The organism is Phyllobacterium sp. SYP-B3895 (assembly GCF_009647635.1).
In the GTDB taxonomy this organism is placed as follows: domain Bacteria; phylum Pseudomonadota; class Alphaproteobacteria; order Rhizobiales; family Rhizobiaceae; genus Phyllobacterium; species Phyllobacterium pellucidum.
This window is the reverse complement of the sequence record NZ_WJIG01000004.1, coordinates 585,527-607,203: the sequence shown is the minus strand read 5'-3', so window position 1 is coordinate 607,203 and position 21,677 is coordinate 585,527. Positions and strand designations below refer to the sequence as shown.

24 protein-coding genes are annotated in these 21,677 nt (G+C 57.1%); 18 read left to right on the top strand and 6 right to left on the bottom strand.

Going from position 1 to position 21,677, the window contains the following annotated elements; translation table 11 throughout:
• Window positions 1-6: 6 nt before the first annotated feature.
• Window positions 7-513 carry a molybdopterin-dependent oxidoreductase gene (locus GF108_RS20545; protein ID WP_027232744.1) on the bottom strand — a complete coding sequence of 169 codons (507 nt, stop codon included), beginning with the start codon at window positions 511-513 and terminating at the stop codon, window positions 7-9.
• A 221-nt stretch (window positions 514-734) separates the two neighbouring features.
• On the opposite strand from GF108_RS20545, the gene GF108_RS20540 reads away from it, so the two are divergent.
• The gene (locus GF108_RS20540; protein WP_153670179.1) at window positions 735-1,109 is read left to right on the top strand and encodes a VOC family protein; all 375 of its coding nucleotides are present in this window, start codon (window positions 735-737) and stop codon (window positions 1,107-1,109) included.
• Window positions 1,110-1,119: 10 nt separating this feature from the next.
• Here the strand turns inward: GF108_RS20540 and GF108_RS20535 are convergent, their stop codons facing one another.
• The 4 genes from GF108_RS20535 to GF108_RS20520 all read right to left on the bottom strand — a co-directional run bounded on the left by GF108_RS20535 (window position 1,120) and on the right by GF108_RS20520 (window position 3,501).
• Window positions 1,120-1,350, bottom strand: coding sequence for a hypothetical protein (locus tag GF108_RS20535; RefSeq protein ID WP_153670178.1), 231 nt, complete (start codon window positions 1,348-1,350; stop codon window positions 1,120-1,122).
• A 192-nt stretch (window positions 1,351-1,542) separates the two neighbouring features.
• Window positions 1,543-2,676: an AI-2E family transporter YdiK gene (gene ydiK, locus GF108_RS20530; RefSeq protein ID WP_153670177.1), complete on the bottom strand. Its 1,134-nt coding sequence runs from the start codon at window positions 2,674-2,676 to the stop codon at window positions 1,543-1,545.
• Complete coding sequence (locus GF108_RS20525) at window positions 2,676-3,167, bottom strand: CYTH domain-containing protein (RefSeq protein ID WP_153670176.1); 492 nt, start codon at window positions 3,165-3,167, stop codon at window positions 2,676-2,678. Before GF108_RS20525 ends, ydiK begins: the two co-directional genes overlap by 1 nt.
• A gap of 58 nt (window positions 3,168-3,225) precedes the next feature.
• Window positions 3,226-3,501, bottom strand: a complete 276-nt coding sequence (locus GF108_RS20520; RefSeq protein ID WP_153670175.1) for a hypothetical protein — start codon at window positions 3,499-3,501, stop codon at window positions 3,226-3,228.
• 121 nt (window positions 3,502-3,622) lie between these two features.
• Between GF108_RS20520 and GF108_RS20515 the strand changes: the two genes are divergently transcribed.
• The 8 genes from GF108_RS20515 to GF108_RS20480 all read left to right on the top strand — a co-directional run bounded on the left by GF108_RS20515 (window position 3,623) and on the right by GF108_RS20480 (window position 10,335).
• The gene (locus GF108_RS20515; protein ID WP_370462242.1) at window positions 3,623-5,395 is read left to right on the top strand and encodes a hypothetical protein; all 1,773 of its coding nucleotides are present in this window, start codon (window positions 3,623-3,625) and stop codon (window positions 5,393-5,395) included.
• Between the two features lie 216 nt (window positions 5,396-5,611).
• Window positions 5,612-7,369, top strand: a complete 1,758-nt coding sequence (locus GF108_RS20510) for a SulP family inorganic anion transporter (protein WP_153670174.1) — start codon at window positions 5,612-5,614, stop codon at window positions 7,367-7,369.
• Window positions 7,366-8,187 carry a polyphosphate kinase 2 gene (gene ppk2 / locus GF108_RS20505; RefSeq protein WP_153670173.1) on the top strand — a complete coding sequence of 274 codons (822 nt, stop codon included), beginning with the start codon at window positions 7,366-7,368 and terminating at the stop codon, window positions 8,185-8,187. Before GF108_RS20510 ends, ppk2 begins: the two co-directional genes overlap by 4 nt.
• 46 nt (window positions 8,188-8,233) lie before the next feature.
• A complete protein-coding gene (locus tag GF108_RS20500; RefSeq protein ID WP_153670172.1) occupies window positions 8,234-8,707 on the top strand; it encodes a histidine kinase in 474 nt (157 codons plus the stop codon).
• Between the two features lie 30 nt (window positions 8,708-8,737).
• The gene (locus GF108_RS20495) at window positions 8,738-9,058 is read left to right on the top strand and encodes a hypothetical protein (RefSeq protein WP_153670171.1); all 321 of its coding nucleotides are present in this window, start codon (window positions 8,738-8,740) and stop codon (window positions 9,056-9,058) included.
• A gap of 6 nt (window positions 9,059-9,064) precedes the next feature.
• Window positions 9,065-9,430 carry a hypothetical protein gene (locus tag GF108_RS20490; RefSeq protein WP_245273570.1) on the top strand — a complete coding sequence of 122 codons (366 nt, stop codon included), beginning with the start codon at window positions 9,065-9,067 and terminating at the stop codon, window positions 9,428-9,430.
• Window positions 9,431-9,445: 15 nt separating this feature from the next.
• On the top strand, window positions 9,446-9,778 hold the full coding sequence (locus GF108_RS20485) for a potassium channel family protein (protein WP_153670170.1): 333 nt from the start codon (window positions 9,446-9,448) through the stop codon (window positions 9,776-9,778).
• A 65-nt stretch (window positions 9,779-9,843) separates the two neighbouring features.
• On the top strand, window positions 9,844-10,335 hold the full coding sequence (locus GF108_RS20480) for a hypothetical protein (protein ID WP_027232734.1): 492 nt from the start codon (window positions 9,844-9,846) through the stop codon (window positions 10,333-10,335).
• Window positions 10,336-10,394: 59 nt separating this feature from the next.
• Here the strand turns inward: GF108_RS20480 and aspT are convergent, their stop codons facing one another.
• Entirely contained in the window at window positions 10,395-12,089 is a 1,695-nt protein-coding gene (aspT, locus tag GF108_RS20475) for an aspartate-alanine antiporter (RefSeq protein WP_153670169.1), read from the bottom strand.
• A 318-nt stretch (window positions 12,090-12,407) separates the two neighbouring features.
• Here aspT and GF108_RS20470 point away from each other — a divergent pair, with 318 nt between their 5' ends.
• From GF108_RS20470 to GF108_RS20430, 9 genes are all read left to right on the top strand, one after another.
• Complete coding sequence (locus GF108_RS20470; RefSeq protein WP_153670168.1) at window positions 12,408-14,018, top strand: bifunctional aspartate transaminase/aspartate 4-decarboxylase; 1,611 nt, start codon at window positions 12,408-12,410, stop codon at window positions 14,016-14,018.
• Window positions 14,019-14,129: 111 nt separating this feature from the next.
• Entirely contained in the window at window positions 14,130-14,516 is a 387-nt protein-coding gene (locus GF108_RS20465; RefSeq protein WP_153670167.1) for a hypothetical protein, read from the top strand.
• Window positions 14,517-14,571: 55 nt separating this feature from the next.
• Window positions 14,572-15,447 carry a helix-turn-helix domain-containing GNAT family N-acetyltransferase gene (locus GF108_RS20460; protein WP_153670166.1) on the top strand — a complete coding sequence of 292 codons (876 nt, stop codon included), beginning with the start codon at window positions 14,572-14,574 and terminating at the stop codon, window positions 15,445-15,447.
• A 424-nt stretch (window positions 15,448-15,871) separates the two neighbouring features.
• Window positions 15,872-16,789 (top strand): MBL fold metallo-hydrolase, encoded by a 918-nt coding sequence (locus GF108_RS20455; protein WP_153670165.1) that lies wholly within the window; start codon window positions 15,872-15,874, stop codon window positions 16,787-16,789.
• A gap of 355 nt (window positions 16,790-17,144) precedes the next feature.
• Entirely contained in the window at window positions 17,145-18,485 is a 1,341-nt protein-coding gene (locus tag GF108_RS20450; RefSeq protein ID WP_153670164.1) for a sensor histidine kinase, read from the top strand.
• Window positions 18,482-19,153 carry a response regulator transcription factor gene (locus GF108_RS20445; protein ID WP_153670163.1) on the top strand — a complete coding sequence of 224 codons (672 nt, stop codon included), beginning with the start codon at window positions 18,482-18,484 and terminating at the stop codon, window positions 19,151-19,153. The genes GF108_RS20450 and GF108_RS20445 overlap by 4 nt, the downstream gene beginning before the upstream one ends.
• Before the next feature lie 289 nt (window positions 19,154-19,442).
• Window positions 19,443-19,586, top strand: a complete 144-nt coding sequence (locus GF108_RS20440; RefSeq protein ID WP_153670162.1) for a hypothetical protein — start codon at window positions 19,443-19,445, stop codon at window positions 19,584-19,586.
• A gap of 229 nt (window positions 19,587-19,815) precedes the next feature.
• Window positions 19,816-20,247 carry a hypothetical protein gene (locus tag GF108_RS20435; RefSeq protein ID WP_153670161.1) on the top strand — a complete coding sequence of 144 codons (432 nt, stop codon included), beginning with the start codon at window positions 19,816-19,818 and terminating at the stop codon, window positions 20,245-20,247.
• 397 nt (window positions 20,248-20,644) lie between these two features.
• Window positions 20,645-21,652, top strand: a complete 1,008-nt coding sequence (locus GF108_RS20430) for a glycine betaine ABC transporter substrate-binding protein (protein ID WP_370462241.1) — start codon at window positions 20,645-20,647, stop codon at window positions 21,650-21,652.
• Window positions 21,653-21,677 lie beyond the last annotated feature (25 nt).

The window sequence follows — 21,677 nt, the reverse complement described above, 5'->3', positions numbered from 1 at the left end:
GCGTCTCTACTCGATGATCAGTTTGGCCACCTGCCACGCGGATCGTGTGTAATAAGTCTGACTTTGCAGCTGCGGATCGCTTTCATAAGGATAGACAATAAACAACGGTCCCTTATCGCGGACCGGCATATATTCTCCATCGCGCTTGAGGGCGAGCACGACCTTGAATTTCTTGAAATCATCCAGCGGAATCGTTGTCACATAGTCGTTGAGCGCAACCGCCGTCACTTTCGTTCCGGTGGCGCCGACCAGTTCCATCAGCTTGTCGAGCGGCACACCCTCGAAGCGTACGCGCTTGTCATACCAAGGCGTTGTCGTTTCAATGGTCTGCAAGCCGATGGCTTCCAGCATCGCACGGTCGAATTCGGCCGTGGAGCCCTTGTTTGTGTTTTCAATTTTCCCGGAAATAACCAAAATAGGCTTGCCATCAGGCTTGGCAAGTGAACCAGCAGAAGCGCCCGAAATCGTCGCGATCGACAAGGCCAGGTAGATGATTAGGCGGATTAGGCTCATTACATTTCTCCATGATCCATTAGTTTAATAGAGCAAATGAGCTAGACCAGCATCAAAAATAAACATCCGAAGCAATTCGCCGCACAGTTTCTTCGAATATCGACCCGCAGCACTCCTCAATCCGGCATTCTGAGGTGTAGGGTGCGAACCAACCTTTGCGGGAAATCAGCCCCGCCTCTGGCCGATATCAGTCGGAACTCACAGGACTTCGCGGAGCATTCATGTTCGACCACGTCAAATTCGGCGTCACCAACTATTCGGCAAGCAAAGCGTTCTTCCTCAAGGCACTCGAACCGCTCGGCGTAGCGGTTGTCTCGGAGGGGTCGCCGACATACGGCGTCGAAATGAGCTCCAAGGGCAAGGCATCGCTTTGCCTGTACCAATCCGATGAGAAGTCAGCACATCTTCACTTGGCATTCACGGCCGAGAATCGAAGGCAGGTCGAAGCTTTCTATCGCGCTGCTCTCGAGGCTGGCGGCAAAGACAATGGTGCGCTCGGTCTTCGCCCGCACTACCACGCGAACTACTATGCAGCTTTTGTCATTGGTCCGGACGGGCACAACATCGAAGCGGTTTGTCACACAGCCGTAGCCTGAAACTCCGCAGTCACTTCATGTCGACAGTTTCGCCGGCAGTGTAGAAAACCATGGGAGGGCCGTACTCGTCTCCTTGCTTCACGTCCTGGCTCCAGGCAATGACGCCTGCATGCTTTGACGCCAAATCATCGGCAGCCGTCTGCGCTTCTTCTTCTCCGTCGAACCGTTGCGGTTCGCCGGATCGAAACAATTCTCCAGCTTCACCCTGATCATACACCGCTACAAAATAAACCTGTTTCATCCCATCTCCTGAAGGCACTGGACGATCTCGCCGAAATCGATTCCCAGTCCATGACAATTCTCGTTGCTTGTCAGACTGAAACGCGCAAGCCAAATGGGTGTTCCAAAGCGGGGACCGGCAGACGCAGCCAAGAGACACTGGATTTTGCAGGCAATGACTCGTTCACGACAGTTGGACCGCTGCGACGGCTTTTCAGATCACATCATCCAGGATTTTCGGCGGGCCATGGGCTTCGTTCTGGACAGATACCGCCACGATCCCCTCATCCTCTGCCATCCACGCGTCCAGGAGGGTGTAGGCAACCGCAAGCAGGGTTGGTCCCACGAATATTCCAAGAATTCCGAATGAGATCAGGCCGCCGATGACGCCTGCGAAGATCAGCAACAGCGGCAGGTCCGCGCCCTTTCGGATCAAGAACGGCCGCAGGAACCCGTCCATTGTCCCGGCGATGATGGCAAACAGCAAAAGGACCGTCGCCCAGAGGGTGTCGCCGCTGTAGTACATCCAGAATACGGCCGGCGCCAACACCAAGGCAGGGCCGATCTGCATCAGGCAAAGGACAAAGACCAGGGCCGTCAATACGCCAGCCAATGGTATGCCGACGACGAGAAGGCCGATCGCGCTTACGGCGGTCTGCGCGACAGCCGTGACGACCACGCCAAGAGCAACGCCGCGGATAGCCCGACCAGCGAGACGTACCGCCATTTCACCCCGGTCACCTCCAAGCCGATGCCCGAACCGGACGGCTGTCGCAGCCCCCTGCTCACCTTTTGCGTACATGATGGCGGCTATCGCGGTCGTCAAAAGAAACTCGAGGACCATGCCGCCAAGGCTTCCCGCTGCCGCCGCGAACCAGTGTGCAAAGGAGCCGGCGTAGGGCTGGAGCCTCGGCCCGAGTTCATTCACGCCAAGGCGCCCAAGCCGTTCCCAGCTGTCGTGCAGTCGATCTCCGACCAGCGGAATTTCATTAAGCCAGATTGGCGGCTGGGGTAATTTGAGTGCAAGCGCGGTCTGGATGTTGTCCGTGATGCGATCCATGTTGTCCATGATGAGACTGATTGCCAGCAGGAACGGCACGATAAGGACAAGGAGAAGGACGACGGTCATGACAAACACGGCAACGCCGCGGCGGTTGCCCGTGTGACGCTGTACCCAGATCATTAGCGGCCACGTGGCGATGACCAAGGTCAAGGCCCAGATAATTGCCGCAAGAAATGGCAGCATGATCCAGATCGAGCTGACAAGCAGCCCGCCAATAAAGAGGACCGCGAGTGTCACGCGGGTAATATCCTGGTTTCGAGCACTGGTCGAAGGAGCAGTTCCCATCAGCTGATCGTCTCCCGTCCGCTTTGGCCCGGAGCCAGCCTTGCCATCGCCAGGACCTGGTTTGAGTACCTGTGTTCGCCTGTTATCTCGATGCCCAACCAAACAGGACGCGGATATAAATCGCTTTCGCTTTGCAACTCGATTTCTGCGACCGTCAGTCCCTGGTGGATGCCGTGGTATACATCAATTTCCCAGCGCTGGCCTGCATCGACGAGTTCATGGCGGGTCTTTTCAACAACAACGCCTATGCAGTGACGAAATATCTGGAGAGCGTCCGCGTAGGGGATTTCATATTGGAATTCTTCGCGTCTAAGTGGACCAAGACGAACCTTTACTGTGAGCGTCGCCCGTAGATTATCAATGGTTCGAACCCGCACCGATCGTTGTCCGGCTGCCAGCAGATAGGCCTGGCGCAAAGTTGAACCGTTGGAGGCATGTTTCCTCCAGCGTTTGTCCTTGACGAGGTATTTGCGTTCGATCTCGATAGCCAATTTTGCAAGTCCGGTACGTTGTGGTTCAGTCCGCTGCGTTCGGTCGGGACCAGCCTTATTAAGGATAGCCCTTGGACCCGAGCGCTTCAGCGATCTCCTTCGCGAGACTGTCGGCCATCTCCGCGAATTCGTCGCGCCGTTTCTCACGAATATGAACAGGCAGGTGTTGAGCATTTTCAAGCGCGCGTTCAGCTGCCGCAAGGTCGGAGCATAGCTCCTTAAATGCTTCGTTTCCCAGCATGAGTTGTCGAATGCGAAATGCGGATTCCGGAAATCTGCGAAGAGCCGCAGCCAATCCATCTTCCCGCTCCGTGTCCCAGGATCGCAACGTCATCGGTGCCTCCGCTGACTGCTTTCGTTCATCGTCCCATAGTATTGGAATAACTTCAGTTAGAGGCGTAAGATACTGTACCATACAGCCGTGAAGGACGGTTGCTTGTTCGGGGAAACAAGGGGTGAGCGTTGCCGCAGACGGCGTGCCGGTAGACAAGCAAGCTCTGCCGACGGATGCCGATGTCCTTGCGCAACTTGATCGCATTCGATCGAGTGCAGAATTCGATGTGCCTGAGCGCGCGCGCAGATTCCTGACCTATGTTGTTGAAGAGGCAATTGCGGGCCGCGGCAACCGGATCAAGGCCTACTCGATCGCCATGGAAGTCTTTGGGCGCGATTCATCGTTTGACGCGCAATTGGACCCCGTGGTCCGGATCCAGGCGGGTCTGATCAGGCGCGGCCTCGAACATTATTATCTCGTTGCCGGCAATGACGATCCAGTCGTTATCACCATGCCCAAGGGCGGCTACATTCCCAACTTCTCGCGCAAGGATCCGGTAACGGCGCCCGATAGCTATTTTAAGCCCATTCATGGAAAAAACCTCGGCCGTTTCTTCGAGCGCGCGTCTTCTGGCAAATGGTCAGTACTGGTCGTGACCGCCATTGTCGTTGGCTCAGTCATGTTCGCTGGCGGCTATCTGTTTCGCCTGGACCCGCTGGACTTTACGGGCGGAAATAATATCAGGCAGGCTGGCCCCGACATCCCGAAAGTGCTGGTCGAACCAATCGAAGACCTTTCGGGGACACAGCGCTCTGCAAATATTGCGCAGGATTTGACTGATGAAGTCATCAGTCAGCTCGCGAAATTCAAGGAAGTTGTCGTCGTGGCAGGACGCTCATCCAACGCTTCCAGCACGTTGTTTAGGATCAACGACCCGCGACCAAGCTTTGCGCTGCAAGGGCGTGTTCGCATCGAGGGGGAGAAGCTTCGGTTAAGCACGCGGCTCATGAATCGCGCCGACAGCTCCATTGTGTGGACCGGCAACTACGAGAACGACCTAAAAGCCGAGGGTCTGGTCCAACTTCAGGCCGACATAGCCCGTTCCGTGGCGACCTCGCTGGCGCAACCTTACGGCATTCTCTTTCAGAAGGATTCGGCTCAGCTCGCACAATCACCGCCAAATAATATCGAGGCCTATACCTGCACTTTGGCCTATTATCGCTACCGCGCAAACCTTAATCCGCAAACCCACACTTCGGTCCAGAGCTGCTTGAAGCGAGCCGTCGAGCGCTATCCGGGCTATGCAACTGCCTGGGCACTCCTTTCATTGACCTATCTCGATGAGGTCCGCTTTCGATACCGCCTGGACTCGCTGCCCGCCCCGTCGCTAGAGCTTGCGGCCTCGGCCGCAAAGCGGGCCATCGAACTCGATCCGCAAAACGTACGTGGTCTGCAGGCGGAGATGCTGACGTACTTCTTCCGGGGTCAAGTCCAGGAGTCACTGCAGATTGGCGCACGCGCCTACGCGATCAACCCCAACGACACGGAACTATCGGGTGAGTATGGGTTCCGCCTGGCATTATCGGGAAAATGGGACGAGGGTTGCAAGCTGATCGCTTCGGCGGTCTCGCGCAATCCGGGACCGTCCGGATATTTCGAGGCAGCGCTTGCCGTTTGCTCATACGTGGCGGGCGATTATGTTGCAGCCGAACAATGGTCGCAATTGTCGGACCTTGGCCCCAATCCGATCTTTCATATCATACGCATGGCGATCCTTGGAAAACTCGGCAAGCTCGAGGAAGCCGACATCGAACGGAAGTGGCTTGAACAAAATGCTCCGGCTTTTCTCCCAGACATCAGGAATGTCGTCGCCACTCGCATCCTTCGACCGGAAGACCAGTTGATCTTTATCGATGGACTGAGAAAAGCGGGCCTTGCGATCCCGGGAAACTAACCGCTTTGCTGCCCGCTCTGTAAGCGGGCGCCGTATATTACACGATGCTACACGTATTGGCGTTCGCATCGGTCTACACTCTAACCACATGAAACGGGCACAGCGCCCGCTCGAGGGAGGTAGCCGTGTTTCTCGATTACTCCGCGTTGGGTGTGCTCTTGTTCGTGGCCTTGACCCCGATCGATGGGGTCATCGCCATTCACAATATCGATTAAGATGGTCGCGGCAACGCATCCCTGGCCTGTTTTTAAGAGCCTGGCGGGCTATCGGGCCAATTGGCTGGGACGCGACATCGGCGCGGGTCTGGCGGTGGCCGCCGTTGGATTGCCCAGCGCTATAGCTTATCCGGCAATTGTCGGCCTGCCCCCGGAAACAGGTATTTACGCCAGTATCGCGGCACCAATCGCCTATGCACTATTGGGACCATCTCAAAGGCTCGTACTCGGACCCGATGCGGCTACGATGACGGTGCTCGGCGCCGCCATCGCGTCAATCATAGCGTCGATGCCGGCGGACGCCGGGGTTGACCGTGTAACCATAGCTTCGGCGTTGGGGCTCGCGGTCGGGGGTGTCTGCCTGGCAGCACGGCTATTGCGGCTCGGGGTCGTTGCCACGTTTCTGTCCCGCCCGATTCTGGTCGGCTTTTTCGCCGGTATCGCGATATCCATTGTCGTCGGTCAGATTGGCCGGCTGACGGGAGTGAAGATACGATCGGAAGGGCTTGTCGCGCCCGTGCTCGAACTGATCGGCAAAAGCGCCGAAATCCATTGGCCATCCCTGCTGCTTGGTGCAAGCATGTTTGTTCTCCTGCAAGCGGCAAACAGATTGCGGCTCCCCATTCCCGGGCCAGTCCTTGTCGTCGTCCTCGCCGTGGTCCTCTCGGCACTTCTTGGATTTCGCGAAATGGGCGTGAAGGTGGTGGGAGACATTCCCCTCGGACTCCCATCGTTTTCTATTCCCTCGTTTCGTGGGCTGCCATTGGACAAGATGCTGCTCGGTGCTGCCGCGGTTTTTCTTGTGAGCTTTGGCGCGGGCATTATTACGGCGCGCAGTTTCGCGGCGCGCTCGGGTGAAGCGGTCGACGCCAATGGTGAACTGATTGGGCTCTCGGCCGGCAATATTGCTGCCGGTCTCTTCGGCGCATTTCCGATCAGCATGTCGGACTCACGGACGGCGATCGCGTTCGCGGCGGGCGGCAGATCGCAAATTGTCGGGCTCGTCTCGGCAGCTACCCTGATCGCCACACTGCTCTTCCTCGGAGAAGCATTGCGAATTTTACCCTTGCCAGCGCTTGGAGCAATCCTCGTATCCGCGGCCATCGGCTTGATCGATATCGGCGAGTTGAAACGCATCTGGCAAATCAGCCGGCCCGAATTCGTGTTCGCCATGATAACCATGTGGGGCGCGATAAGCTTTGGCGTGCTAAATGGGGTGGTCATCGCTATCGCCGCGACCCTGGTCTACTTGTTGCGCAAGTCGATGTACCCGCGCGACGCGCAGCTCGGCCGCATTCCTGGCCGGGACGGACTTTATAAGCTGCATCGCTCGCCCGAGGCCGCGCCGATACAAGGTCTCGTGCTCTATGTAATCCAGGGCAGCCTCCTTTTCGTCAACGCCGATTACGTTGGGGAACGCATCAAGACAACGGTTCGCAAATTGGCGTCGGGATGCCGCTGGTTCGTCATAGACGCCAGCGCAATCGTCCAGGTCGACAGCACGGCTGCTGCAATGCTCGACGAAGTCAGGGAGGACCTTGCTGCCAAGGACATCAGGCTGTGCCTTGCGGAGGTCCACACAGAGGTGAGGGAAATACTCGAACGCAGCGGCGTGATCGAGCGCATCGGCACGCAATATGTCTTCGATGATTTGGAAGACGCGGTCGCTGCTTTTCAAACTGAAGCAGAGCGGCCTCGCGCCCAAGAAGGATTGTTGTCATCGGCATTGCCGATGCACGTTTCGGAGGTGAAAAGATGAGTAAGGACAATCACAAATCTGCTGCCACGGAAGGTGACGACAAGAAGGGTTTCAAGGACCGCTACAACAAGGAGATGAGGAAGCTTCAGATCGAGCTTGCGCATCTGCAGGCGTGGGTAAAGAAATCAGGCGCCCGTGTCGTCATCCTGTTCGAGGGGCGCGATGCAGCCGGCAAGGGGGGCATGATCAAACGGATTACCGAACGCGTGAGCCCGCGGGTTTTTCGTGTCATCGCCCTGCCAGCGCCAAGTGATCGGGAAAAATCCCAGATCTTCATGCAGCGCTACATCGGATACCTTCCCGCTGCCGGTGAGATCGTGATCTTTGACCGGAGCTGGTACAACCGGGCAGGTGTCGATCGTGTGATGGGCTTTTGCAGTGAAAAAAAGGCCCGCCGCTTCCTTGAGCTGGCTCCGCGTTTTGAAGCAGCCATCGTCGAGAGTGGCATCATTCTGCTGAAGTATTTCCTGACAGTCAGCGAGGAGGAGCAAGATCGCCGCTTCCGTCGTCGCATTGACGATCCATTGCGGCAATGGAAGCTCAGTCCTATGGACATAACATCCTATCAGCGGTGGTGGGACTATACGCGGGCCTATGACGAAATGCTCAAAATGACGGACAGCCAACACGCGCCGTGGTGGATCGTGCCATCCGACGACAAGGAGCGCGCGCGCATAAATTGCATTTCTCACATCCTCAAATCGATCCCTTATGAAAGGGTCAAGTTTGACGAACCCGATCTTGGCAAACGTCAAAAGCGGCCCAGCGACTACATCGACCCCGAGATGACCCTAAACGTGGTTCCGAGGATTCTCTAAGCGATGAGGTGCTGGCCTCGTATTCTCGACGAAGTGGAGGAAAGAGATGTCTGACAAAAAAGAACTTGACGTGAACGCGATGCCTCCGAGTGCGACGGAGCTTCGCCAGGAAGTTAAGAAGCGGGAGTCGGAGGAGGCAAAAAAGCAGGCAAAAGCCAAGTCCGTCCAAGAGCAGAAGATCGCCGATTTCGCCGAAGACTTTCTCAAGAGCCATGTCGGTGAGGCGGACATTCTCGCTGTACGCCGCGCTGTGGCGGCTGCGGTCGAAAATGGCAAATTCGAAGCCATGGTCTATACCTTCTCCTCAGACCTTTGTTCGGACAGCGGTCGTGCGATCAATAGCGGCGACAAGAGCTGGCCTGAGACCCTTCAGGGGAAGGCGAAGGAATTTTACGATCGCTACCAGAAATTCGGTAAGCCGCAAGGCTTCAGGCTCAAGGCAATGATCATCAGTTTCCCCAATGGAATGCCCGGCGACGTCGGCTTCTTCCTGAATTGGGGTTCCGATCTAGGCAGCTGAACAGCAAGTTACTCAAAAGGAAGCCGAAACATGAAGTTAGCGCTTTTGCTGGTCTTGCTTTCTGTGTCGCCGGTCAACGCAATGAGTGCAGCCGAACTCTTGAAAGCCGATAAGGGATTCGCCTCAGGCTACATTTTCGGTGCGATCGAATATCAGATTGCCGTCGCATGCGATGACGATGTCTCGGTGCGCCGTCAGGAAATTCGCAAGTGTCTTGTCGATGGCAAATTCAAGTCCCAACAGCTCTATGGGACAGTCATCAGCTTCATCAAAATTCATCCTGAACAAACGAGCGCGGTGGGTGCGATTGTTCACGCGGTGGACGAAATTTGCCCGCGCTCCGGGAGATAAGCAACAATGAAAGCCACGAACGCCTGTGTGTTGAAATCAGCGATTGCCATGCGCCAGATCTCGTTGGCATTGGCAATCTCCTGCCTCAGCGTGTCCGCCCTCGCGGAGGCGCCATCCTTCGCAAAACTTCAAGCGATGTGCGGCAATGTGAAGGACCCATTGGACCATGGATATTGTGTAGGATTTCTTGAAGCGGTTGCACTTCGTATTGTCCACGACAACAAGCACTGCACGGTCCTTCAAGAATATATTGACCACCCCAACTCAAGCCTCGCATTCCCGGATTTGATTGCAGACGTGGACCCCAAGGAATATTCAGGGAGCGCTCTTGAAGGCGTCGAGAAGTATTTCCTCAACAAAGGGTGCATGTAGGTCATCGGTGAGGCAATGAGCGCGAAAGCCAGGGAAACACGGCGCATTTTCTTCAGAGAGTTCTTTCGCCAGCTCGGCGTTGTTTGGCCAATCCTGTCCGGAATTCTTTTGTTGATGGTGGGGTTTGGGCTCGTGATTGGCAGAATAGAAGATTGGCAGGCAATGGACACCCTCTACTTCACCTTCGTTACCGGCCTGACAATAGGCTATGGTGATCTCGCGCCGACCCACGCTTTATCGCGCTTGCTGGCTGTCGGAATTGGTTTTTGTGGAATCGTGCTGACCGGGCTCATTGCGGCGGTCAGCGTGCAAGCGCTTATAGCCGCAGCCACAGCCAGGAAGCCATGACTATCGCATGCAGTGGATTTTAGTTTCGCATAATTTTTAATTCAAACAGAGCACAGGAGAAGATCATGCATTTATTCGCTTGGACTACCCTAGCAGTCGCTGTCCTCGCCGTTCCATGTGAGGCCGCGGTCACAAAATATGGTTCGGCGGCGGGCTGGGACATATATGTCGACGACACCATGGGCCCTGGTTGTCTTATCATGCGGGATAATCCGGATGGTGAAACACAGGCGCAGATCGGTATCGATGCGACCGCGGCCCCCCGCGGCTTTCTCGCGCTTTATACCAAGACACCCACAAAAATTACCGCAGGTGAAAAGCTTGATGTCGTTTTCGATGTCGATGGTCAGAAATACACGGGCGTAGCCAAGGGACAGCAGATGCAAGGATATGACGGCGCTTATGTTCCGTTCGACAACCTCGATTTCATCTACGACCTCGCCAAGAAGAAGGCGCTAACGATCACCGCGAAAGGACGCAAAACCGTAGTGGTAAATCTCACTGGCACCGATGACGCGTTCAAGGCGTTGCGGGCTTGTCAGGCCGCCCAGAAATAGCCGGAAGCCTTTTCTGATGCCCGCGACATGGCCCCATCCATGTCGCGGGATCACCCTGGTCAGGCCAGCAACATCACCAGCACCATGCCCCAGATGGTCAGCAGCGTATTCCCCACCGCATAGGTAACCGTATAGCCGAGGCCAGGGATCGTGCTCTTTGCCCGGTCATTGATCATGCCAAGGGAAGCAGTGGTCGTGCGAGCGCCTGAACAGCACCCCAAGAGGATGGCGGGATGGAATCGGAATACGTATTTCCCGACATACATGGCGAGGACGAGCGGGATGGTCGTCACGACAATGCCCCAGAGGAAGAGGCTGAAACCGAGTTGCTTCAACCCCGCGACAAAGCCCGGCCCGGAAGAAATTCCGACCACCGCAATGAAAATATTGAGGCCGACCGAATTCATGAACCAGACGGTCGACGAGGGAATGCGGCCGAATGTTGGATGTACCGAGCGCAGCCAGCCGAAGAAGAGCCCTGAAATCAGCGCACCGCCTGACGTCGACAGAGTGAGCGGAACGCTGCCGATCTTGAAGACAAAGGCGCCAACGAGCGCACCGATAGCGATAGCCCCGCCTATGAAGGCGACATCGGCGATGTCGGTCTGCCGGTCGGGTACGCCGAGAGCCTTGGTCGCTGCTGTGGTATCCTGGGTCCGCCCCACGATTGTGACGATATCGCCGCGGTTGATTTGAGTGTTCGGCAGGATTGGGATCGATATTGCGGTGGCGCCCCGCGTTATCTTTCGCAGAAACACACCACGTGCTGACGGCATTTTTGCGAGTTCAGCCAGGGTCTTTCCATCGACCTCCTTATTGGTCACAAATACGTCAACGCCTTCAGCCGGAACCGCCAAAAGCTGCGGATCGTCGATTTCTTCGGCGGTGTGGCCAATGACATTCACGAGGACTTCGCGGCGCCCGGCAACGGCGACGATGTCGCCCGCCTGGATCACAGTGTCGGCGGTGGCGTCCAAGAGCTTGCCGCCGCGGCGGATGCGCTCGATAAAAACCCGTTGCTCCGGAAGGAGTGCTTCGGCTTCGTGCGCCGTCTTGCCGATGATGGGTCCACCTTCGCGCACGCGGTAGGCACGCAATTCGTAGTGGTGCCAGGCCGTACCAGCGCCCCCGATTTCCTTGTCGCCGCCGCCTTGGTCCTGCTCGTAGCGTTTGCACTCCGCTTCTAGATCGATCCCGAGCAAGGCGGGTCCGAGAAGAGCAAGCACAATAGCTGAGCCTACGGTGCCGAAGATATAAGTAACGGCATAGGCAACAGGCATTGCATCAAGCAAGGCCTTCGTCTGGTCGGGCGGCAGCGCGAGGCGATTGATGGCATCGGTGGCAAGCCCCATGGAAGCCGAAATCGTCTGCGAACCCGCGTAGAGGCCGACAGCGGAGCCGACGTCATAGCCCGCGAGAATTGCGCCAAAATAAGCGGTCGCCAGACAGAACAGGCAAACAACGACCGCAAACAGAGCCTGAGGAATCCCATCTTTGGCGATGCCCCTCACGAATTGCGGGCCAACGCCGTAGCCAATGGCGAACAGAAACATCAGGAAAAATGTTGCCTTCAACGGCGGCGAGATGGTGATGCCGAGCTGTCCTATGAGGACGGCGGCAATGAGGGTGGCCGTGACCGCGCCTAGTCCAAGGCCCTTATAGGTGAAGGACCCGAAATAGTAACCGAGCGCAAGAGACAGGAAGATGGCGATTTCGGGATAGCTACGCAGCACATTAACGAACCAGTCAATCATCATGCCCCTCCCAGAAAGCTGAAAGAAACGCCCCGCGATCCAACAATTTGGAACGGTCCATCGTTGTCGGCCGGAACAGATCAATCATGCGAGTTTTACACTGCGGAGCCCATGGAAAAAGTAGTATCCTGTATCATACTGTATGGTACGTGCTGCAAACCTAGAGGGTTTGCTAGTCTCAACTGTGACGACTTCAAGTAATTTGAAGAGTTGCACTATGGCTTACCAGCTTCCCGATTCTGCTCGCCGAAGTGAAAGCCGGAACGAATTTTTCCAAAACTGCCGTGGCTACTTTGTATTACCGGGGAGGAAGACCCTATGACAGTCATCGATTACCGCGACTACGAGAAGATGAGCCCGTTTGAAATCAAGGACGGATTGATCAAGCTCGCGAAACGCAGTTCACAGAAATCGGCAAAGGTGCTGCTCAATGCAGGGCGCGGTAATCCAAACTGGATTGCGACCAGGCCCCGCGAGGGGTTCTTCCTGTTCGGCCAGTTCGCCTTGTCCGAATGCCGCCGTACGATGGACAATCCCACCGCTGGTGTTGCCGGCATGCCGCAGCAGAAGGACATCGCCGAGCGCTTCAAGGCCTGGATCGAGAAGCATGCCGATATGCAGGGGGCAGACTTCCTGACAAAGATGGTTGAACATGCCGTCACGGCCTTCGGATTTGACGCCGATGCCTTTGTCTTCGAGCTGACGGATTCGATCATTGGCGATAATTACCCCGTGCCTGACCGCATGCTGGTCCATGCCGAACAGGTGGCGCACCGCTACCTCATGTGGGCGATGTGCGGCGACAAGGTTCCACCCGGTAAATTCGACCTTTATGCGGTGGAAGGCGGCACTGCCGCGATGTGTTACATCTTCAAGTCATTGATCGCCAACCGTATCCTCAAAAAGGGCGATACGATCGCGCTGGGGACGCCCATATTCACGCCGTACATCGAAATCGCGGAACTTGAAGACTATGCGTTCAAGGCCGTCCACATCAAGGCAACGCAAGAGCATCGCTTCCAATACTCGGACGAAGAGATAAAAAAGCTCGAGGATCCGAAGATAAAGGCCTTCTTCGTCGTTAACCCCGGCAACCCTACTTCGATGGCGATCGATGCGCCTACAATCAAGAAGATCGTGGATCTCGTCAAGAAGAAGCGGCCCGACTTGCTGCTTCTGACCGACGATGTCTATGGCACCTTCGTGCCGGGCTTCCGCTCATTGGTCGCCGAACTGCCGGAGAATACCATCGGCGTCTACTCGTTTTCAAAATACTTCGGTTGCACTGGCTGGCGGCTTGGCCTTATCGCCATTCATGAGAAGAACATACTGGACGAGATGACAAAGAAGCTCCCTCAAAAGGAACTGGAGGCTGTCGACAAGCGCTACATCTCGATCACGCTCGAGCCCCGCAAGCTCAAAATGATTGACCGGATCGTTGCTGACAGTCGCGACGTCGCTCTCAATCACACCGCAGGGCTGTCCCTGCCGCAACAGGTGATGATGACCATGTTTTCGCTCAGCGAATTGATGGACACCGAAAAGCTTTACCAGAAGGCGTGCATGGATATCTGTCACAGCCGCGTCGATAGTCTTCTTGAAGGCCTGCCGCTTGATGTCCAGCCAAATCCAAACTTTGCCTACTATTACGGCACGATCGACTTCGAATTCTGGCTGCGCAGATATGTCGGCGACGACATGGTGAAGTGGCTGAAAAAGCATGTCCATCCGCTCGACCTCGTCTATCGCCTGGCGGAAGACCATTCGATCGTGCTTCTCAATGGCGGCGGTTTCGATGCGCCGAACTGGAGCGTCCGCGTCTCCTTCGCCAATCTTTCCGATGATGTCTATGACGATATTGGCAGAGGCGTCCGCGCTGTTGCACGTGGATATATTGATACGTTCAACGCCTCTAAAAAAGGAAAATAGGCTTGGCACGTGCAATTAGCCGGCAAACTCACGAGCGATCGTGGGGCTGACGGACGATAGACAGAGGGCACCATTCGGAGGGCAAATATGTACAGGGTTCGAGTAGCGCTTTTGGTCACGCTGTTTGCCACAGTGACCGGATATGGTGCGCAAGCAGCCACAATAAAGGATCTCCAGGGTGCCTGGGCGATGAAAGGTAGCAAATGCGAAGAGATCTTTCAGAAGGTCGGCAGTAAAATCGAATTCAAGGATCGGATTGCTTCAACCACAACCGGCCTCCTTTTCGCTGGGAACAAGGTTGCGGGGCCGATGGCGGTCTGTACGGTCACGAAGATTCGAACGAAGTCGTCGCATCTTTCGGCCCAGCTATCCTGTGAGACGTCGATGATCGTTGAAAACGTTTCCGTCGGGTTCGACATTCCCAACCCGTCGGAGCTTAAGCGGTTCGATCCCTTCGGCGAGAACACATATGTAACTTACCAGAAGTGCAATTTATAGCGGCAGCAGGCGGCATGTATTGACAGAACGAATTGTCTGACCTAAGTCAGATAAAATGACTTACGACCCCGTTTTTCGCGTCCGTCGCTTCAACCGTGCTGTCACCGCCGAAGTCGGAGCTCTCGATACCTCGTTCCTCGGACGCGGCCGTCCGCTTGGCGCGGCGCGCGTACTTAATTTGATCGGCCAAGGACAATCCGATGTTGCGGCTATCCGCGATGATCTCGATCTCGACTCGGGTCTCATGAGCCGTCTGCTGCGCAGCCTTGAAGAAGAAGGTCTCATTGAGACTGTATCCAATCCGCAGGATGCGCGTCGGCGCATCGCCAGGTTGACCAAAACCGGCCGCTCCGAGTTTCAGGCATACGAAGCGCTTTCCAATGCGCAGGCGACAACATTTCTGGCGCGCCATTCCCAGCCGGAAGAACTTCTGCGCGCCATGGATATCGTTGCTTCCGCGCTGAGGCGCAGCCACATCGCAATCGAGGAGAAAGATCCTCGACATGCGGACGCCGCCTATTGTCTCGGTGAATACTACGCCGAGCTCGGGCGCCGTTTCGAGAAGGGTTTCGACGTTTCGCTGTCGCGTGATCCGGACGCCGGGGATATGATCCGCCCGCGCGGTGTATTCCTGGTAGCCACATCGGATTCTCTGCCGATAGGCTGTGTCGGGTTGAAGGGCAGTGGCGGCGAGGTTGCGGAGATCAAAAGGCTTTGGGTCGCGCCATCGGCACGGGGACTTGGGCTGGCAAAACGGCTTATGGCTGCCGCCGAAAATTTCGCCCGTGAGCTATCCATAGAGGTCCTGCGTCTGGATACGAATAGTGCGCTGACCGAAGCGCAGCAGCTTTATCGCAGAACCGGTTGGACTGAGATCGCACGTTTCAATGACGACCCCTACCCTGACACCTTCTTCGAGAAGCGCCTCTAAAGCGGCGGCGGCCCAGACCGCCGTTGGTCGATCGTGCGTGATTTGATCCCGTCTACCCATTATACGGCCAGCTATACCCTCCTGGTTAATGGATGAGCGAACCTATGCTTTGGTATCGCTGCCCAATGCTGCAGGGCCATCAGCTTTACCAGCGCGCGTAACATATGCCCTCGCGCGCCGAATGGTGCGCTCAAAGGCAATCCCATTTCTGATGCCGCCAAAGGCCGTTCGAAACGCCGGTTTGGCGGCGTTATCGCCCGTTTCCGCTGCGTCGGCTCGCCCGTCGGCCGTGGTAGCCGGACCTATACGACCGTATGGCCCGGTCTGTCCCTGACCCCAATTGTCCGCAAACAGGCCGCGAAATAACGTCAACCATGCCGTGCACAAGACGGCGGTCAGCAGGCGAAGAAACAGGAGAACTGATATGAATTTACAGACCTCACACCCCGCCGTTAAACCTGCGCCCGACGAGCTGGTCCCGTCGCGCTACGCACTGAAGATCGGCGAGATTGACGTAATGGTTGTAAGCGATGGTGTACTGCCGTTGCCAGGCAAGATGTTAGGCCACAACGCCGATGCTGCCGACCGGGCGGCTTGGCTCAGCTACAATTTCCTGCCCACGGATAAGCTCGACTGGGGGCTGAACGTGGTCGTGGTGCGTAGTGGCGGCAAGACCATCCTCATCGACGCCGGGCTGGGGGACGACCCCAACTTGAACTTGCCGCGTGCCGGGCAGCTGGCCCATCGGCTGCAGGCCGCCGGCATCGAGCTTGCGTCGGTGACCGACGTGATCCTGACACACATGCACATGGACCACATTGGCATGTTTCTCGTCGACGGGGTGAAGGAGCAGCTGCGTTCCGACCTGCGGATCCACGTGGCGGAAGCCGAAGTCGAGTTCTGGACACACCCGGATTTCTCCCACGTCTCCATGCCTGAGGGCTTCCCGGATGCGCTTCGTGCGGCGGCCAAGCGGTTCGCAGAAGAGTACCGCAGCAATCTGCAGACGTTCGAGGAAGAGTACGAGGTTGCGCCCGGGGTGGTCGCCACCCGCACCGGCGGTCATACCCCGGGGCACAGCGTGGTGCGCCTCGCGTCCGGCAACGACCGGTTGATGTTCGCCGGCGACGCCGTGTTCGCGGTCGGCTTCGAGCATCCCGACTGGTTCAACGGCTTCGAACACGACCCCGAGGAAGCGGCCCGGGTCCGCGTCCGCCTTTTGAAGGAGCTGGCAGCGACCGGCGAGCTGCTGGTAGCAACGCACCTGCCGTTCCCATCCATCGGCCATGTGGCGGTCGAGGGGGATGCCTTTCGCTGGGTTCCCATATTCTGGGATTACTGACCGGACCGGGGCGTGAACCACTACGTCGCGTGGTCCACGCCCTGGCTCCTGCATTACTAAAGTCGTCCGTACCGACATGCCGGCGTCACGGGCTGCTTTGAGCATGAAATCGATAATTGATGGCTTAGTGAAAGAACCGGCCAAGGACCACGGAGAACCCCATCCACCCGTTGGTCCCCGATGAATAAATTGGCGTGCCCGCGTGTTTAGTTTGAATGGCCTTGTTCGAGGAGGCATTGAATGCCTGTAACAGGATAGGCAGGACTGGACATAGAAAACACAATGGAGCGAGCCGCTGACGACGACATTCGCCAAATCCGCTCCACCAACTGAAACGGCCGAATTATTCGGTGGAATGACGCTTGCCCGTCAGTTCATCCTCGCTGCGAGCGCCGTGTTGATTGTAGGCATGGCCATCATTGCCTTCTGGGTCACCTCCCGCATTGAGGAGTCCGTTACCCGCAATGCGGCATCCGCCACCGCGCTCTATGTCGACAGTATCATCGCCCCCCTCACCCAGGAGCTGGCCGACTCGGACACTCTTGGGGAAGGTGCGCGCCTGGCATTGACGGAGACACTTGGACAGGGTGTGCTTGGCGACAAGATTGTGTCCTTCAAAGTGTGGAAGCCAGATGGCAGCGTAGTCTTCAGCAATCAACCTGAAATCGTAGGTCGCCGTTTTCCAATCAGCGATCGTTTGCAGGGAGCTTTCGCGGGCACGGTTCAGGCTGAGTTCGACAAACTCGACAGCGCTGAAAATGCGCCGGAACGCGCCAAGGGAATTCCGCTCCTAGAAATCTACAGCCCTATCCGGCAGCCATGGTCCGGCCGGGTGATCGGCGTTGCGGAGTTTTATGAGATCGCCACGGACCTGAAAGCCGATCTAAACCGCGCCCGCCTGCGCAGCTGGATTGTCGTTGGTCTGGTCACACTCGCCATGCTCGGGGTGCTTTTTGGGATCGTGGCGCGCGGCAGCCGCCTGATCACACGGCAAGCCGAGATCTTGAGAGTCAGGTTCGACGAACTAAATCGCCTGTTGAATTCAAATCGGGCGCTTCGATTACGGGCGGAGCAGGCCGCGCACCGCACCGCGGCGCTCAATGAGCGATATCTTCGCCGCATCTCGGCTGATCTGCACGACGGTCCCTCCCAACTCATCGCTTTCGCCTGTCTGCGGCTCGAAACTGCAACAAAGGGATCGGTGATGGGTCCTGATCTCGAAACAGTCACGACTTCGCTCGAGGAAGCACTGCAGGAGGTCCGCAATATCTGTCATGGGCTGATGCTGCCGGAACTCGACGACCTTGAAACGCGGGAGATTTGCATGCGGGTGATCAAGGCGCATGAAAGCAGAACCAGAACGAGCGTTGAATTCCAATGCGGTGACAACCTCCCGGAATTGAACCAGGCCGAAAAGATCGGCCTCTACCGATTTGTCCAGGAAAGCCTCAACAATGCGTTTCGCCATGCGAACGGGATAGGCCAGAAGGTCACCGTCGTATCTGCAAACGAGGGGCTAAGCGCGACAGTGGCCGATGGAGGCAAGGGCTTTGATCCAGCCAGGGCAGACAAGGGCCTTGGATTGACCGGACTTGAGGAGCGATTTGCAGGTTTGGGTGGGACATTCGTCGTCAACTCATCGCCGGGGCACGGCACGATCGTTACAATGCATCTACCGGGAGGGCGGGACGCATGACCACGGCAAGCATCAGGATTATCATCGTTGACGATCATCCATTCTTTCGGCAAGGCGTTGCTGTCAGTCTTTCCGAGCAGGGATTCACAGTTGTTGGCGAAGGTTCGAGCGCCGATGACGCCGTCCGCCTGGTCAACGAGCTGCGGCCTGACGTAGCGCTTCTCGACCTGTCGATGCCGGGCGGAGGACTGAGTGCGCTCCTCACTATTCTGGAAGCCAGCCCGGAGTTGAAGGTCGTCATCCTCACCGTCTCGGAGAGCGACGAGGATGTGTTGCAGGCACTACGGAGCGGGGCCCACGGCTATGTTCTGAAGGGTGTCCGGGCAGCAGGCCTCTGCGAAATCATCCAGAATGTCGTTGCCGGCGAACGCTATGTTTCACCGGCGCTCGCAGCGCGCATCCTTACGGAAATGCGCGGTTCGGGCGCAACGGTAGCGCCGAGCCAGCCTGTTGCCGAAATTGCCGATGCCATTCACTCCCGGACGCCGCGCGAGGAACAAATCCTTACGCTCGTCTCCAACGGCAAAAGCAATAAGGAAGTCGCACGCGAAATCGGCCTGCAGGAAAAAACCATCAAACATCACATGACCAGCATTCTGCAGAAACTACAGGTGCGCAATCGCACCGAAGCTGCCTTGTTGCTGCGCGAGGCGCGCTGGCAATCCTGAAACGGCCTAGCGGGAGCTGCTTTTGTCGATGCGGAGCGCATCGGCAGGGATCGCCTTCCTGTTGATGACCGAGCGGCCCTGTGGGTCGAAGATTTCGTAGCGGCCGTTACGGATGCGCTCGGTCCATCCTCCCTGATAGACGCGTTCCTGCCCTGCGGAACGGGAGGGTGTTGCCTGCGATTCGCTGTCACTTGAGTTTGCGCGAGAATTCTCTGAACCGGATCCCGAACTACTGGATCCTCGCGAACCGCCCGATCCAGAGCCTGAATTGCTCGATCCGGAGCCGGAATTGTCCGAACCCCCACCGGATCCGGAATTCGACCCCGATCCCGAACTGCCGGAACCGGAGCTACCGCTACCCGATCCTCCACTTGAGCCGGAACCGGAGCTTCCCGAAGATCCGGAACCCGATCCCTTGTCGCCCCAGGCATAGCTCGTCGGGCCAATAACCCCCGACAACAGGGCAACGGCAAGCAAGGAGACACGGATTGCAGAGGCAGCCCTGCAATCTGTCGCGATGGAACGGATACCTGCCCGATTCAAAACTCACCTCATATGACTCTGTGCCGCCGCTTCGTACAGCGCGACGACACAGTTTTTCGGCAACGTCGGTCTGCCACTCAGCAAACGCCTATTCCGGCGTCACCTGTAAGCATAACACGTTGATCGCTGACTTTCCTGCGTTGATGCAATCCACGATCGTCGTTCTGGTCGTGGATACCCCGGTGGACACCGTGATCGTCGTTCTGATCGTGGACGCCTTGGTGGACACCGTGATCGTCCCCCGGCGCATCGTCAGCGCCGCGTCCATGCCTGGCTTCACCGCGACCGCCATGATCGTCGCCTGCGGGATCATCAGCCCCACGACCATGATGGCCTCCGTCGTCATTGCCCCGGTCTCCGTGATCATCACCGCCGCCGTTGTCACCGCGGCCGCCGTGGTCATCGCCACCGCCATCATGATCGCTGCCCCGGCCACTATTGTCCGAGCCACTGCGGGCCATCAGGATCATGTTAGTCGTGCCGGATTCGGTCAGATGGGGATCGAACTGAGTGGAAGCGCTGGTACTAGCAGTCAGTCCGAGAAAGCTTAGTGCGATCACTCCGGCACCGGTCATAATGGATTGAGCGATTTTCATGGGTCAAATCTCCCTAAGGAGGCCGCGGCCCGCCTTGGCGGGAAGGGCCGGCGAGCCACGGTGGCCCGTCTTCTTCCCTAACTAAACCGCCGTCCATCAGGAAATTATACGTCCTACAGACCTATACGCGACCCGTTAGGACCTTAGTCTTACCCGCTCGACCTGGCGCGCCAAGTCGAGGTTTCTTCATCCTCGAACAGTTTTCAACGAGCGCCGCCCCCGCAGCAGGATGACTGTTTTACGAAACGCGCGAATCTTGAAAAGAATAGTCTACCAACTTGGTAGACATTGTGGAAACATTTCGTCTCGTCCTCGCCACTTTGGCTGATGGGTAAATAGAGAGGGTACAACCGTGCGCATCAAAACAGTTCTCGGAGCTTTCGGTCTGATTGCTTCGCTTATCGCCTCCGCGCATGCAGAGGATACGAAAAAAGTCGTCATCGCATATCAGACCGGCGCGGTTCCATACCTTGTCGGCATTGCCAATGGCGAACTTGCCAAGGGAACCGGATGGGATATCGAGTTCCGCCGCTTCAACTCCGGCGCCGATATTTTTGCGGCGATCGCTTCGGGCGACGTCCAGATCGGCGACGTAGGTTCCAGCCCCTACGCGGCGTCGGTCAGCAAGGACCTCGACGTCAAGGGAATCTACATTACGGCGGGCGCTGGCGACAGCGAAGCCCTGGTCGTTCGGCCGGAGATCAAGTCCGCGGCTGTTCTCAAGGGCAAGAAGTTTTCAGCAGCTCCGGTCTCCACCGACCACTATCAGCTGCTGGCCTATTTGAAGCAGGAAGGCCTGACCGAAAATGATGCTCAGGTCATTGCGATGCCCCAGCCGCAGATCGTCGCCGCATGGAAGCGTGGCGACATCGATGGCGCGTTCGTCTGGGATCCGGCGCTTTCCGAACTGAAAAAGGATGGCAAGGTCTTGATCACCTCTGGCGAAGTCTCCAAGCGCGGCGCGCCCGTGTTCAGCTCGCTCGTCGTAACCGGCGACTTCTCGAAGAAGAACCCTGACTTTCTCGCCAAATATGTCGGTCTCATCGACAAGTATTACGTCGACTTTGCCAACCACCCTGATGCCTGGGGCCCGGCGTCCGACAATATCAAGCTGATCGCCAAGCTTCAGGGCGGCACGCCCGAAGAAAATGCCGGCTGGCTCAACACCACCGTGGTTGTTCCGTTGGATCAGCAGGTCACCGATGCATGGCTTGGCGGCGGGGACAAGGGGAGCGTCGCCAAGACGCTGAAGGACACGGCTGCATTCCTCAAGGAGCAGAAGAAGATAACGGCGGTCAAAGACGGCTACGGCGACTTCGTCGACCCGCAGTATGCAGCAGCCGCACTTGCTTCCAACTGAAATCTTGCAACCGCATGGCGGCCGC

What these genes read in the sequence shown, in the direction of transcription:
- GF108_RS20545 (WP_027232744.1), bottom strand. Translation starts at nt 513, where the DNA reads ATGAGCCTAATCCGCCTAATCATCTACCTGGCCTTGTCGATCGCGACG.
- GF108_RS20540 (WP_153670179.1), top strand. Translation starts at nt 735, where the DNA reads ATGTTCGACCACGTCAAATTCGGCGTCACCAACTATTCGGCAAGCAAA.
- GF108_RS20535 (WP_153670178.1), bottom strand. Translation starts at nt 1,350, where the DNA reads ATGAAACAGGTTTATTTTGTAGCGGTGTATGATCAGGGTGAAGCTGGA.
- ydiK (WP_153670177.1), bottom strand. Translation starts at nt 2,676, where the DNA reads ATGGGAACTGCTCCTTCGACCAGTGCTCGAAACCAGGATATTACCCGC.
- GF108_RS20520 (WP_153670175.1), bottom strand. Translation starts at nt 3,501, where the DNA reads ATGACGTTGCGATCCTGGGACACGGAGCGGGAAGATGGATTGGCTGCG.
- GF108_RS20510 (WP_153670174.1), top strand. Translation starts at nt 5,612, where the DNA reads ATGGTCGCGGCAACGCATCCCTGGCCTGTTTTTAAGAGCCTGGCGGGC.
- ppk2 (WP_153670173.1), top strand. Translation starts at nt 7,366, where the DNA reads ATGAGTAAGGACAATCACAAATCTGCTGCCACGGAAGGTGACGACAAG.
- GF108_RS20500 (WP_153670172.1), top strand. Translation starts at nt 8,234, where the DNA reads ATGTCTGACAAAAAAGAACTTGACGTGAACGCGATGCCTCCGAGTGCG.
- GF108_RS20495 (WP_153670171.1), top strand. Translation starts at nt 8,738, where the DNA reads ATGAAGTTAGCGCTTTTGCTGGTCTTGCTTTCTGTGTCGCCGGTCAAC.
- GF108_RS20490 (WP_245273570.1), top strand. Translation starts at nt 9,065, where the DNA reads ATGAAAGCCACGAACGCCTGTGTGTTGAAATCAGCGATTGCCATGCGC.
- GF108_RS20485 (WP_153670170.1), top strand. Translation starts at nt 9,446, where the DNA reads ATGAGCGCGAAAGCCAGGGAAACACGGCGCATTTTCTTCAGAGAGTTC.
- GF108_RS20480 (WP_027232734.1), top strand. Translation starts at nt 9,844, where the DNA reads ATGCATTTATTCGCTTGGACTACCCTAGCAGTCGCTGTCCTCGCCGTT.
- aspT (WP_153670169.1), bottom strand. Translation starts at nt 12,089, where the DNA reads ATGATTGACTGGTTCGTTAATGTGCTGCGTAGCTATCCCGAAATCGCC.
- GF108_RS20470 (WP_153670168.1), top strand. Translation starts at nt 12,408, where the DNA reads ATGACAGTCATCGATTACCGCGACTACGAGAAGATGAGCCCGTTTGAA.
- GF108_RS20460 (WP_153670166.1), top strand. Translation starts at nt 14,572, where the DNA reads ATGACTTACGACCCCGTTTTTCGCGTCCGTCGCTTCAACCGTGCTGTC.
- GF108_RS20455 (WP_153670165.1), top strand. Translation starts at nt 15,872, where the DNA reads ATGAATTTACAGACCTCACACCCCGCCGTTAAACCTGCGCCCGACGAG.
- GF108_RS20450 (WP_153670164.1), top strand. Translation starts at nt 17,145, where the DNA reads ATGACGCTTGCCCGTCAGTTCATCCTCGCTGCGAGCGCCGTGTTGATT.
- GF108_RS20445 (WP_153670163.1), top strand. Translation starts at nt 18,482, where the DNA reads ATGACCACGGCAAGCATCAGGATTATCATCGTTGACGATCATCCATTC.